General features: G+C 41.0%; 13 protein-coding genes. 11 read left to right on the forward strand and 2 right to left on the reverse strand.

Annotated elements, in window-relative coordinates:
* Positions 1-32 precede the first annotated feature (32 nt).
* Genes narQ through ORI98_RS10505 form a run of 3 tightly spaced genes read left to right on the forward strand, consistent with a single transcriptional unit; the run spans position 33 to position 2,505 of the window.
* Complete coding sequence (gene narQ, locus ORI98_RS10495; RefSeq protein WP_306135179.1) at positions 33-1,745, forward strand: nitrate/nitrite two-component system sensor histidine kinase NarQ; 1,713 nt, start codon at positions 33-35, stop codon at positions 1,743-1,745.
* Positions 1,738-2,367 carry a response regulator gene (locus ORI98_RS10500; protein ID WP_261299067.1) on the forward strand — a complete coding sequence of 210 codons (630 nt, stop codon included), beginning with the start codon at positions 1,738-1,740 and terminating at the stop codon, positions 2,365-2,367. Before narQ ends, ORI98_RS10500 begins: the two co-directional genes overlap by 8 nt.
* A 9-nt stretch (positions 2,368-2,376) precedes the next feature.
* Complete coding sequence (locus ORI98_RS10505; protein WP_306135180.1) at positions 2,377-2,505, forward strand: hypothetical protein; 129 nt, start codon at positions 2,377-2,379, stop codon at positions 2,503-2,505.
* A gap of 37 nt (positions 2,506-2,542) precedes the next feature.
* Here the strand turns inward: ORI98_RS10505 and ORI98_RS10510 are convergent, their stop codons facing one another.
* Positions 2,543-2,911 (reverse strand): YacL family protein, encoded by a 369-nt coding sequence (locus tag ORI98_RS10510; RefSeq protein WP_261299065.1) that lies wholly within the window; start codon positions 2,909-2,911, stop codon positions 2,543-2,545.
* A gap of 177 nt (positions 2,912-3,088) precedes the next feature.
* Between ORI98_RS10510 and ORI98_RS10515 the strand changes: the two genes are divergently transcribed.
* Positions 3,089-4,054 carry a zinc transporter ZntB gene (locus tag ORI98_RS10515; RefSeq protein ID WP_261299064.1) on the forward strand — a complete coding sequence of 322 codons (966 nt, stop codon included), beginning with the start codon at positions 3,089-3,091 and terminating at the stop codon, positions 4,052-4,054.
* Positions 4,055-4,119: 65 nt separating this feature from the next.
* Here ORI98_RS10515 and fkpA read toward each other — a convergent pair whose 3' ends face one another.
* Positions 4,120-4,872 carry an FKBP-type peptidyl-prolyl cis-trans isomerase gene (gene fkpA / locus ORI98_RS10520; protein WP_261299063.1) on the reverse strand — a complete coding sequence of 251 codons (753 nt, stop codon included), beginning with the start codon at positions 4,870-4,872 and terminating at the stop codon, positions 4,120-4,122.
* A gap of 154 nt (positions 4,873-5,026) precedes the next feature.
* On the opposite strand from fkpA, the gene ORI98_RS10525 reads away from it, so the two are divergent.
* The 7 genes from ORI98_RS10525 to ORI98_RS10555 all read left to right on the forward strand — a co-directional run bounded on the left by ORI98_RS10525 (position 5,027) and on the right by ORI98_RS10555 (position 12,583).
* On the forward strand, positions 5,027-5,980 hold the full coding sequence (locus ORI98_RS10525; RefSeq protein ID WP_306135181.1) for a WD40 repeat domain-containing protein: 954 nt from the start codon (positions 5,027-5,029) through the stop codon (positions 5,978-5,980).
* A gap of 20 nt (positions 5,981-6,000) precedes the next feature.
* Positions 6,001-6,213 carry a SlyX family protein gene (locus ORI98_RS10530; RefSeq protein WP_188840786.1) on the forward strand — a complete coding sequence of 71 codons (213 nt, stop codon included), beginning with the start codon at positions 6,001-6,003 and terminating at the stop codon, positions 6,211-6,213.
* A 16-nt stretch (positions 6,214-6,229) separates the two neighbouring features.
* On the forward strand, positions 6,230-6,763 hold the full coding sequence (def, locus tag ORI98_RS10535) for a peptide deformylase (RefSeq protein WP_371931150.1): 534 nt from the start codon (positions 6,230-6,232) through the stop codon (positions 6,761-6,763).
* Between the two features lie 49 nt (positions 6,764-6,812).
* On the forward strand, positions 6,813-8,204 hold the full coding sequence (locus ORI98_RS10540; RefSeq protein ID WP_306135182.1) for a COG3014 family protein: 1,392 nt from the start codon (positions 6,813-6,815) through the stop codon (positions 8,202-8,204).
* 27 nt (positions 8,205-8,231) lie between these two features.
* A complete protein-coding gene (gene lpoB / locus ORI98_RS10545) occupies positions 8,232-8,825 on the forward strand; it encodes a penicillin-binding protein activator LpoB (protein WP_306135183.1) in 594 nt (197 codons plus the stop codon).
* 87 nt (positions 8,826-8,912) lie between these two features.
* Positions 8,913-11,564 (forward strand): aminopeptidase N, encoded by a 2,652-nt coding sequence (pepN, locus tag ORI98_RS10550; RefSeq protein WP_371931151.1) that lies wholly within the window; start codon positions 8,913-8,915, stop codon positions 11,562-11,564.
* 458 nt (positions 11,565-12,022) lie between these two features.
* Complete coding sequence (locus ORI98_RS10555) at positions 12,023-12,583, forward strand: type II secretion system protein (RefSeq protein ID WP_261299058.1); 561 nt, start codon at positions 12,023-12,025, stop codon at positions 12,581-12,583.
* Positions 12,584-12,733: the final 150 nt, after the last annotated feature.

Raw genomic sequence — 12,733 nt, forward strand, 5'->3', positions numbered from 1 at the left:
AACGCAACATATATCAACAAAATGGAACAAAAATGTTAAAGCGCGGTAGCCTTACCTCTACGATTTTTGGACTAATGTTAGTCCTTATTTTACTTTCTTCCAGTTTAGCGCTGTATGCCATTGTTAACTTATCATTTAGCTTAGGTGATTCGCGCGCCATTAATGCCTCGGGTTCACTGCGCATGCAAAGCTATCGATTACTGCTTATGAGTAATTCAGGCAGCAACATCGTTTCAGAGAAAATTAAAGAGTTTGAAAACACGCTAAAATCAGATGTTTTACAAAATTCACTGAAGTGGTACTCCCCAAACCCCTTATCAAATCAGTATCTATTAGTGATCGATAAGTGGCAGGTTATGAAAGCGTATGCTGAGGCGGGTGATACTCGGTCATACCGTGATTCATTGAAGGATTTTGTCGATACTATTGATATTTTAGTGATGGAAATAGAGCTATTTGCGGCCTATAAACTGAAACTATTAGTATTAAGCCAAGTCATAGGCTTAACCTTAATGCTTGCTGTAGCTGCAGTGGCGGTGATTTTTACCCGTAGACGCGTTGTAAAGCCCCTACAACTTTTGATGGATAGTGCACTCACTATTTCACAGGGTAATTTCAAAGTCGATATGCCTAAAACAGATTATATCGAGTTGACCGCATTGAGTAATGCCTTGAAAAAAACGGCCTCAGAATTATCCAATTTGTATGAAGATCTTGAAAATCAGGTCGCCGAAAAAACCTTAGCGCTCACCCGCACCAATAATGAGTTAAATTTTTTGTACGATAACCTTATTATGCTGCATTCAGATCGGTTAGATTACAAAGCACTTAAATCGGCGTTGAATCAGCTGCAAAATTATGAAAATTTAAATTTTCTCAGATTAGTGATTGAGCACGAAGATCAATCGCAAGACATTATTCAAGCCAGTAATGGCTGGCCTGAACACATTAAAAACAGTGTGTGCTTCCCTTTACAGTTAGATAAAGTTCGTCAAGGATATCTAGAGGTTATTTCCTCAGCACAACTCAATAACCCATTATTTAAAAATTTCGCCGTAATGCTAGCACGGTCGATTACCATCCATAATGCCACCGAACAAAGACAGCAATTAGCCTTGATGGAAGAGCGTGCGGTGATTGCCAGAGAACTTCATGACTCATTAGGGCAATTACTGTCATTTTTAAAAATTCAGGTCAGTTTATTACGCAAAAAGCTACCGGATAATTGTCGTAACGAAGAAGTCGAAAACCAGATTGTTGAAATTAACGATGGGGTAAGTTTTGCCTACGCTCAACTGCGTGAATTATTATCTACATTCCGCTTAACCATTAAAGAGCCCAACTTAAATCACGCTTTAGAAGTCATGCTGGACCAATTACGTTCCCAAACCGATATCCAACTAAGTTTGAATTACAAACTGTCAGCACATTTGCTTGAAGCCAAACAACATATTCATATTTTACAATTAACCCGCGAAGCTACTTTAAATGCAATAAAACACGCAAATGCCAAACATATCGTGATAGATTGTCAGCTATCCGCTTCAGGAATAATCAACATCACGATTTCAGATGACGGTGTTGGGGTATCGCACTTAAAAGAACGAGATCAACATTTTGGGATCGGGATCATGCATGAGCGAGCCAGTAAATTAAATGGGCAATTGTCCTTTAGTGCCAATACACAAGGCGGCACAACCGTTACTCTTAGTTTTCCACCACAGCAGGAGCCTTTAAATGGGTAAACCATATTCAGTACTCGTTGTCGACGATCATCCCTTACTTCGTCGTGGTATTTGCCAACTTATTACATCTGATGGAGATTTCACTTTATTTGGAGAAGCTGGTACAGGTTTAGATGCCCTTACTGCGTTAAGTGATAACGAACCCGATATTATCTTATTAGATTTAAATATGAAGGGCATGTCAGGCTTAGATACGCTTAATGCTATGCGCCAAGAAGGCGTGACTGCCAGAATTGTTATTTTAACAGTATCTGATGCAAAACAAGATGTTATCCGTTTACTGCGCGCTGGCGCTGATGGCTACTTACTCAAAGATACTGAGCCTGAGTTATTACTTGAGCAGCTTAAAAAAGCCATGTTAGGCCATCGCGTGATCAGCGAAGAAGTCGAAGCCTACATGTATGAGTTAAAAAATGCCACTGACGATAATCAATGGATTGAAAGCCTCACGCCACGTGAACTACAAATTCTGCAAGAGCTTGCCGAAGGCAAAAGTAATCGAGTGATATCGGAAGATTTGCATATTAGCGAGGGCACAGTAAAAGTTCATGTTAAAAACTTACTGCGTAAAGCCAACGCTAAGTCACGAACAGAAATGGCGGTTAGGTATTTAAATCAATAAAGTAAATAAGTGACAGCTGCTATAGGTACAGATGACTTAAATGATCACGATGTTCGTAAGGACATCGTGATTTATTCTTTAGTGCTAGTGACTATTTTGATGAGTAAGATGTTAGGGAATGCTAGCTCATTTATTTAACGCGCGGGCATAATGCAAAAATGTTCGCGTCATTGTATTATTCTTGAATAAAAACCAACCAACTTTTCAACGCTTTATCAAAATCCTCAAGCCCACAATATCCTTCTGATTCGGCATCATATAAGCCCATGCCCTCTTCGAAATCATGTTCTTCATCAAAATCTATCGCATTTACGAAAATTCGCACCTGCTCTGAATCTGCATCTATCGTCAAATCAGTACCAATGTCGCGCCAAAGGTTAGTTGTTCCTGATATCAATTGCGATATGCTCTCCACAATCTGCTGAGTGCGGATAACATCTGCTCCTAACTCTTCAGCAAACCAGCGTCCAAAAACCTCATGGTCCATTGTGAAATTGGCAAACACAGTGCCATCAAGACGATTACGTCGAAATTCGTATTCCATTTTTTACTCTTATTCAATTGAGAAACGCGCTTAAACCGTTTTATCCTATTTTAAACCATAAATGATATTTTGCCGCAGATGAAAACCCGATAACTACTGGGGGATTACCTTAAAATATCGTAAAGTAAGGCTATCCATAAGGATTAATTGATAAAATCCGCTATTTAAGGAATCGCCATGCACAATGGATTTATTTATTGCTTACTCATGACAGGTCCCAATGCAGGCCAATCTTTATCAAAAGAGCAATTAGCCGATTGGAAACCCGAAGATGGTTTACTGTGGGTGCATTTAAAATATAAGTCGACCGATTCTCGCCATTGGCTATCCAAACAGGGGCTGGGAAAAGCTGAATTAGATACTCTGCTTGCCGCTGATACACGCCCTAGGGTTGTTCATTCAAACAATGGCATGCTGCTAACCTTACGCGGCGTTAACCTCAACCCTAACTCAGATCCGGAAGATATGGTATCAATCCGTATTTATACTGAAGAGCATAGGATCATCTCCACCTGTGAACGCCAACTGCATTCTGTGATTGATGTTGCTGAAAAAATTAAGGCGGGAAAAGGCCCGGTCGATAGTGCAGGCTTTATCTTGTCGGTAACAGAGCAATTAACCCTCCGCCAAGTAGATTTCATTCATAAAATTGAAGACGTACTTGATGAACTAGAAGAGCTTGTGGTAACCACGGCAAATAAAACACTGAGAACCGATATCGCAGAGCTAAGAAGACAAACGGTGGTTATTCGACGTTACCTTGCACCACAACGTGAAGCATTAACAAAAATACTCCACGAAAATAGTTTACTGTTAGATGACAATGACAAAATTCGCTTTAGAGAAATTCAAGAAAATCTTATCCGCGTGATTGAAGATTTGGATGTGGTACGTGATCGTGCAAGTGTTACTCATGAGGAGCTATTGTCAAAACAATCTGAACAACTTAATCAGCGATTGTATTTTTTATCACTGATTTCTGCGGTATTTTTACCATTAGGCTTTTTTACAGGGTTACTTGGGGTCAATATTGGCGGGATACCAGGAGCTGAAACCAATTGGGCATTCGCCGCTTTTTGTGCAGGGTTGATCACATTAATCGGTATACAAATGTATGTATTCTATCGGTTAAAGTGGATTTAACCATACCGTTTTAGAACATAAAAAAGGGCGCTATCTGCGCCCTTTTTCATTAGTATCAAAGTTAATTATTTTGCAGGCGCTTCAACAGCAACCGCTTTTTCAATTGACAGTAATTCGACTTCAAACACTAACGTTGAGTTAGCAGGAATAGTACCAGTATCACGATCGCCGTAAGCTAATTCAGCTGGGATAACAAACTTATACTTAGCCCCAACATTCATTAACTGTACGCCTTCGGTCCAGCCTGGAATAACGCGATTCAGTGGAAACTTAGCTGGTTCGCCACGAGCATAAGAGCTATCAAACTCAGTACCATCGGTTAACGTACCACGGTAATGCACTTCTACAGTATCTTCTGCAGCAGGCTTATCACCTTCGCCAGCAGTTAATACTTCATACTGTAAGCCAGACTCAGTGGTAACAACGCCTTCTTTTGCTTTATTGTCACTTAAGAATTTTTGACCTTCTTCAACCGCTTTAGCCGCTAATGTTTCAGCTTGCTCTAAACGTTTGTCGTTTAATTTTTTGTCTAAACCTTGTAGTACGGTTTGCATTTCTTCTTCAGTTAGGTCAGTTGTGTCGGCTAAACCATCACTGAATCCTTGAATAATCAATGAACGGTCAACAGCAAATCCTAATTCTTCTTGTTCTTTGATATGACCAGACATGTACTTACCGATAGACGCACCAACACTGTAAGCTTCTTTTTGAGCTTCAGTTGTTAGCTCAACTTTTTTCGCTACAGCTTCTTCTTGGTTACATGCAGAAAGACCAACAACGGCCAATGCAACTAACGATAATTTGTAAATTGATTTCATTAAAGCTTCCTCAGCATCCTTAAGTGGTTACAATAAGCGCATGACTGTCGGTTATAAGACAATTAGGCTAATGTTAGTAGGCCACTTTATACTAACTATTTGTGATATACCATTGGGTTGAGTCCTTATGGACAACTTTTTAAGGAGCAAGTTCATGTATCGCGTTTTACTGATGGTTTTTTGCTCACTTTTTTTATTGGCCTGCCATCCTAATGCCGACCACTCAGTGGTATTAACCGCTGACGCAACGTATAGCGCCACATTATCTCAAGATGGTCAATATGCGCTTATTAGCACTGCTAACAATGGCGTGCAGCTATGGTCATTGACAGAAAACAGCATCAAATACCATTGGATACATGGCGCAACAAATAGCAGTAATGTATTTGATACCGCGATTGCTAATAATAGTGCTTATGCCGCGACGCTTTCGAGTGACTCACTGGCACTGTGGGATTTAGCAACAGGCCAGTCTGTCGGTTGGTGGACCCTGCCGTCATATGCTCAAAGTGTTGCCGTGGCTAATAATGGCCATGCATTAGTAGGCTTAGCTGATGGTTCAGTCATGTCACTAAAACCTAATAACCAAGGCTTGATTCAATTCTTAGGCCATCAAGAAAAAGTTAATAGTGTGGCAATTTCTGATGATGGCTTGGTCGCATTAAGTGGCGGCAATGATGGTCAAATTAGATTATGGCAAACCCAGACAGGACAACCATTACAACAATGGCAGCTCAGTTCACGCATAACCAAAGTTGCCCTTAGTGGCGATGGTAAACTGAGTTTTGCCGGAGACATTACTGGGAATGCGGCTATTTGGCTGTCATCGACAAGTGAATCAGTTAGTAAGCTAGCCATATATCGTCGCCAAATGAACTTCTCTACTGCCCGGTTTGTGAATAAAAATACGCAAATACTCACGGGAACACCATCTAAGGAAGTATTTTTGTGGCAAGTTAGCTCAGGCGAGCGAATAAAAAGATGGCAAGTTCAAGTGACTAAAAACAGCCAAAATAGAGGTGCTGTAGTATACTCTGTTACCCAGCCCACACCCCAAACGGTCAGTAGTGTGAGCAGCCAAGGTTTATTAGAAACTTGGCAATTATAAATGTTATTTACGAGGTTTTGATGGAACAGCTGTTAGCCAAAATTGATGACTTAGAAACAAAAATGTCATTTCAAGAAATCACCTTAGAAGAATTAAACCAAGAAGTGATCAAACTTAACGATCTGGTCGCACGTCAGCAGCATCAAATCATGCTAATGGTGAGTAGATTGCAAGCTATTGAACCTAGCAATATGGCCAGCCAAGCCGATGAAACGCCGCCGCCACATTATTAAAACCTGCCATTTTTAGGTGTTTCAAAAGGGAATGATCATGTCAAACTCAGCGGTTTTGCCTATTGCCACTGTTGGCGAAAAAATATTAGCCCAACATGCACAAGCTGTTACTGTGTTTGATGTTTCCATTCAATCACTTGCTGATGATATGCTTACCACTATGTTGGCAGCTAATGGAGTGGGTATTGCCGCACCACAGGTGTTTAGTTCTGCCGCCATGTTTATCATGGCATCAAGACCGAACCCACGCTACCCCGACGCCCCCAATATGCGTCCGGTTGTGGTGATCAATCCACGTATTCTAGAAACCTCAACACAAATGGAACTTGCTGAAGAAGGCTGTTTATCGATTCCTGATCAAAGGGTAAAAATATGGCGGCATGCGCAGATAAAGGTGCAATACCATGATCTAAATGGTAATTTAATCTCTGACATACTCGTTGGGTTTGTTGCGCGTATTTTTCAGCATGAATTTGACCATATTCAAGGTATAACCTTACTTGAGCGCAGCAACATGCCTGAACAACAACGACCTGATACGGTTAACTAATTTCGGTATTTATAGCACTCCATCGGCAAGGGTCCAAAGGTGATAATGAATGAAACTGCGAATTAACTTGCTCCCTCGCTCAACCATTATCAGTTTATTGATGTGTTTGACCTTATCAGGCTGCGCATTTAACAGTATCTTTATCAGTTACCCTTCACAAATCGCCCCCTATAAACAGCAATTAAATAGCCCAACGGCTAACGTTAACCTTGATGCGATAGCTAAAGAAATCACCTCAAATGACGGCCTGCTGTATGCTCAGGAATCGGGGCGAATGGCGCAAATTAATGGCCAGTTTGATAAAAGTAAAACCTACTACGAACAAGCCATTGCAGCGTATAAAGCCTTCGATGATCAGGCGAAGGTTAGCGTTTCAGATATGGGAGCAAAAGCCAGCAGCTTACTGCTTAATGATAATGCTATTCCCTATCGCGGCCCGGGCTATGAGCGGATCATGCTGCATCAATATCAAGCGCTTAATTATTTATTTGCCGCAGATGCGCAAGGCGCAATGGTTGAAGTCAGGCGCAGTAATGAGTTACAAGCTAGTGAGCAAGCTCGCTATCAAAAATCGCAAAAGTCTGTACAAGCAATGGCAAATGGCACCATTGATGCCGAAGTGAATAAACTGGGGAAATCTGCCGGTACTGTCACCAGTTCATTTTTAAATGCTTACAGTTATTACACCACGGGGTTGCTTTATGAATTACTCGGCCAACCCAATGATGCCTTCATTGATTATCGAAAAGCGGCCCAAATATCCCCGAATAATCATTACTTGCAGCAAGATTTAGTGCGACTTGCAAAACAATTATCCATGCCACAATATGATGAATTCAAACGTCGCTGGGGGGACGCCCAATTAGCCAAAGCGGGTCAAGGACAAGTAGTCATGTTAATAGAGCGTGGTTTTGTACCTGAAAAACAAAGCCTAACCGTACCTTTTACCATTGATGGCAACTGGCAAACTATTTCGCTAGCAACATATCAATCATCTGGGCGGCAAGCGGCTCCTGCAACAGTACAAGGGCTAGGTACTGTGTTAAAAGCACAGCCCATTGCCAATATTGATGCGCTTGCAATCAATGCCTTAAAAGAAGATTTACCAGCCGCCTTGGTAAGACAAGCGCTGCGGGTATATGCTAAAGCAGAAATGGCCCAAAGTGTAAGAAGTGACAGTAAGCGTCGAAATGATCAAATTGATGCCGGCGCTATCGCGATGCAAATTTTTAACGTGATAACTGAACAAGCGGATCGCAGAAGCTGGTTAACCTTGCCTCAACAGGCTCAAATTGCCAGACAATACGTTGACCAGGGCCAATATGACATCAGCTTAGGCAACGCACAAAATACCAAAATTGAAGTAAAAGCTGACAAAACCACATTAATTTGGATTATAGACACTGGTAATCGTACCCGTTTTTATTCAATAATCCTGTAATTGCACTATCAACTAATGGAATTGATTATGAAACCAATGAAACTAATATTTGTTCTTGCTGCCGTGCTAGGTCTTGCTGCATGTCAATCGAAAGTAGAATACGGCGATGCCACTGAAGTCGAAACCGTTAATGAGAACTTTGGTTCTACCGATTTACAAGCCATTACCGCCAAAATGGTTGATAGCATGTTGACCTTCCCACCCGTGGTTGCCATGACGCAAAATGATCGCCCAATCATTTTTGTCGATAAAATTAAGAATAAAACCTCTGAACATATCGATACTGAATCTGTAACCGATTCAATCAGCAACAAACTATTACGCTCAGGTAAATTCCGCTTTATTGATATGACTAAAGTGGATTCTGTGCGTAAACAATTAGATTACCAAAACAATGCCGGCATGGTTGACCCCACCACCGCCATTAAATTTGGCCGCCAAATTGGTGCGCAATACATGCTTTACGGCAATTTATCTAGCATCGTCAAGCAAGATGGCAGTACCACAGATGTATACTACAAAATGACCATGCGCTTAATGGATTTAGAAACAGGCTTAATTGAGTGGTCTGATGAAAAAGAAATCCGTAAATCTAAGTCTAAATCGTTTTTAGGTATGTAAAATACCCACTATCATTTTTTAAGCCGACATTCGTGTCGGCTTTTTATGTTTTAACGACTTTCAATACCGCAGTAAGGGAACACTTACGTGAAATCGCTACACTCTTCGATATTAACACTGGCCGGTATCGGCTTATTGGCCTCCACCCTATCAGGCTGTAACAGTACCTCTTCCACCACGGCTAGCCAAAGAGATAATTCACCTTATATCAGCCAATTTCAAGCAAGTGAACGGGCTAGAGTGATCAGTAATGTCGATTATCAACTGACGTTTTTTCTCAGTGAACAAAGTCAATTTAGAGCCAAATCAACCGTCAACTTTGACCTAACAGGCACGGCTAAAAACCTCACTTTAGATTTAAACAAAGCAAATATTTTATCCATGCTAGTAAATGGGACTAAAATTTACCCTAACTACAACGGCAGTTATATTACCTTAAGCCCATCTTTGTTGCAGTCGGGCACAAACAGTATTGAGATTGAATTTACCCGGGAACACAGCACTAATGGAGAAGGTTTGCACAGATTTGTCGATCCTGTTGATGGCAAAGTCTACCTTTACTCACATTTTGAACCCGCTGCTGCCCAGCAAATGTTTGCGGTATTTGATCAACCTGATTTAAAAGCCACTTTTGAATTAACAGTTCAAGCGCCTAAAGACTGGCAAGTCATTAGCGCAATGCGTGAATCTAGCATTAGCCCTAACGGCAATAATAATATTTGGACTTTTCCTGCATCACCAAAACTAAGCCCATATAATTTCTCACTGCATGCAGGCCCTTACCATGTCTGGCAAGATGATAGCGGCCCCTATCCAATGCGCCTTTTTGCTCGCCAATCCGTGACCGAGCAAGTGACGCCAGAAGACTGGTTTAACTATACCAAACAAGGCCTTTATTTCTTCGACCGCTATTTTGGTATTCCTTATCCATTCAAAAAGTACGATCAAGTCTTAGTACCTGACTTTTTATATGGCGCAATGGAAAATGCCGCAGCCATTACTTTCGCTGAAGATAAATTTCTGTTCAATGCCAAAATGACAGCCTCGCAAAAAGAGCGCTTAGCGGGCGTGATCATGCATGAAATGGCACATCAGTGGTTTGGGGACTTAGTCACCATGAAATGGTGGAATGGCTTGTGGCTGAATGAAAGCTTTGCAGCCTTCATGGGCACACTTGCTACTGCTGAAGCGACTGAATTCAGCCACGCCTGGCGCACTTTTTATGCCTCAGGTAAACAACGCGCTTACGAACTAGACTCACTGGTGACCACTCACCCGATAGAAGTACCAGTTGCGACCACGCAAAATGCGTTTGATAACATAGATGCCATCACCTACCAAAAAGGGGCATCGACCTTAAAGCAGTTACGCCACTTGCTCGGTGAAGAAACATTCCGACAAGGTGTAAGGCAGTATTTGACCCAATTTAGTTATCAAAATGCTGAGTTAGACGACTTTATTGGCAGCTTAGCTAAAGCCAGTAATGTAGACCTCAGACAATGGACCCAAGAATGGTTATACAAAGCTGGGGTTAATAGTATTCAAGCCGAGTATATGTGTACTAATGGGGTAATAAGTGAATTTCAACTCGTGCAACGTCCTGTTAGTGATGAGTTTCCAACATTGCGTCAGCAAAAAGTAAAAATTGGCTTACTTTATCAACGCCGTCATGGCTTAGATAACCACCAAACAGCCATTGTGACCTACAAAGGCGAGTATACTGAAGTACCAGAATTGGTAGGTGAAGCTTGCCCAGATTTAGTGTATCCAAACCTAGATGATTGGGGCTTTGTGAAAGTAAACCTTGATAAGCGCTCAATGAATACCGCTAAGCAATCACTGAACAAAGTGCATGATCCATTACTGCGTTCAATGCTATGGCAAAGTATGTGGGACAGCGTAGTTGAAGGACAGGCACCGCTGAACGACTTTATCAATGTGGCGTTGATTAACGCACCGCTTGAGCAAGATTACACCATTTTAGGTCAGGTGATTTCAAACCTATATCGAGCAAAAACAATGCTGGATTTAATGCAGCCAGCCCACAAGCAATACAATGATAAAGTCAGCCGAGCATTAAGCCAAATGAGCTTACGCATGGCAATGGAACATCATCAAAACAGCGATTTTCAACGTCGATGGTTTGCCGCATACATACACTTTTCATCACAATCAGCATCCTTGTCTCACCTTGAACAATTATTGACAGGAAAATCGACAATACGAGGCTTAAGCTTAGATCAAGACCTACGTTGGGATATTATCAAACAACTTAACCGTTTTGATTACGGCAACGCCCATATCCTATTGATGCAAGAAAAAGCCAAGGACAAATCAGATTCAGGTGAAAAAGCGGCATTGGCTGCTGAGGTTATTCGGCCACAAACACAATTAAAGCGCCAATGGTTGAATACAATCGCCCACAACGAAGCTGTACCATTTTCTAAGTTAAGGGTAGCCATGTTTAATTTATACCCTTCAGAGCAAAACTTACTTAGCGCAGCAACTGCCGAGCAACGTTTAGCAGAGCTAATAGAGCTTGATAAAAAAGGGCCGGTATTTATGCGCAGCTATACTCAGGCTTTGATCCCACAGGCTTGTTCAACTGATAATATTTCCATGATAGATCAGGTGCTCAATACCCAAACAGGATTGTCTAAATTAACTCGCCGCGCGTTACTAGAAACCCGACAAAACGAATATCGCTGCATTAACATTAAACAGCAGATAAGCCGTTAGGCTTATCTATCGTAATGCAAGATAGCCAGCACAATGGCTGGCTATCTTGCATTAACACTAATAAAAAACCTTCGCTCATCGTAACTAAATGATGTTCTTGAGCCTTATTTAATTTTCATTCTGGCTTAATAGATTCTGTGAATGCCACTCGAAATAACGCCTTTAGTAGATTAACGATGTCGTTAAAGGGTAAATTCGTAAGTGAATAACAGCACAAAGTTGACAATATCACTCGAACGAACCACCTCTTGCTACCTAGTTATTTTTTAGACGGTGTCTAGGTCTGCGCGGAACCTATAAACGACAACGTCTGCACAAAAATGTAACACAACCAATGACACTGCCCATAACATATTCATTTGATATAACTCTCATTTCAGAGATTTAAAACTTGAGCTTACTAGAAATTGGTGCGTATACAGTATACAATTTGACGTCACATTTTTTAGGTTAAAATTATGAATGCAAAAGGTTTTACATTAATCGAATTGGTTACCATTATTATCATTCTCGGTATTATGTCGGTATTAGCATTACCTCGCTTTATTAATTTATCTCAAGATGCGCATGATAGTGTTGCTCAATCTACTTTCGCTTCTTTTTCCAGTGCCGTGGGTTTGTATCACAATTGTTGGTCAGCCAATGGTGCACAGGGTTATGTAAAAAACTTAGCTTGTTTTGGCGCGGGAAATATTGATTCAACCGTGACAGGTTTCCCTTTGGGTGAAGATACTGAAGCGTCTAGCAATGAAGGGACACAACTCAATGGTGATGATTGTGCTAATATTTGGAATGGTTTACTGGATAATGACTTTACACTAGCTATGCATAACGACGCTTCATTTACTGCAGGTAATGACATCATCTATTGGTACATGGGTGGAGAAGTTGCCAACCCTGGTACTTATTGTTATTACAATTATATCGCTGATGATACAGCAAAAGGTCAAGAAAACTGGCAACTACGTTATTACCCTGGTACGGGAAAAACTGAAATACGTAAAGCGACATTAGGTTAGTCTTCTTCATTTAATAGCCTCATTTACTTTCATTAACAAGTCGCAAAAAGCTATTTTTATCGCTTCAGAAATAACATTCTGACGCCAGTGAAAACACCTTTATGACCAAGTAACAAAAATATCTGCTTTAGGCCATCCAAAAAACAATCA

The organism is Shewanella sp. ULN5 (assembly GCF_030731885.1).
GTDB classification, from domain to species: Bacteria; Pseudomonadota; Gammaproteobacteria; order Enterobacterales; family Shewanellaceae; genus Shewanella; species Shewanella holmiensis.

Excerpts from the sequence above, each read along its gene's own strand:
- narQ (WP_306135179.1), top strand. The coding sequence starts at position 33 with ATGTTAAAGCGCGGTAGCCTTACCTCTACGATTTTTGGACTAATGTTA.
- ORI98_RS10500 (WP_261299067.1), top strand. The coding sequence starts at position 1,738 with ATGGGTAAACCATATTCAGTACTCGTTGTCGACGATCATCCCTTACTT.
- ORI98_RS10510 (WP_261299065.1), bottom strand. The coding sequence starts at position 2,911 with ATGGAATACGAATTTCGACGTAATCGTCTTGATGGCACTGTGTTTGCC.
- ORI98_RS10515 (WP_261299064.1), top strand. The coding sequence starts at position 3,089 with ATGCACAATGGATTTATTTATTGCTTACTCATGACAGGTCCCAATGCA.
- fkpA (WP_261299063.1), bottom strand. The coding sequence starts at position 4,872 with ATGAAATCAATTTACAAATTATCGTTAGTTGCATTGGCCGTTGTTGGT.
- ORI98_RS10525 (WP_306135181.1), top strand. The coding sequence starts at position 5,027 with ATGTATCGCGTTTTACTGATGGTTTTTTGCTCACTTTTTTTATTGGCC.
- ORI98_RS10530 (WP_188840786.1), top strand. The coding sequence starts at position 6,001 with ATGGAACAGCTGTTAGCCAAAATTGATGACTTAGAAACAAAAATGTCA.
- ORI98_RS10540 (WP_306135182.1), top strand. The coding sequence starts at position 6,813 with ATGAAACTGCGAATTAACTTGCTCCCTCGCTCAACCATTATCAGTTTA.
- lpoB (WP_306135183.1), top strand. The coding sequence starts at position 8,232 with ATGAAACCAATGAAACTAATATTTGTTCTTGCTGCCGTGCTAGGTCTT.
- ORI98_RS10555 (WP_261299058.1), top strand. The coding sequence starts at position 12,023 with ATGAATGCAAAAGGTTTTACATTAATCGAATTGGTTACCATTATTATC.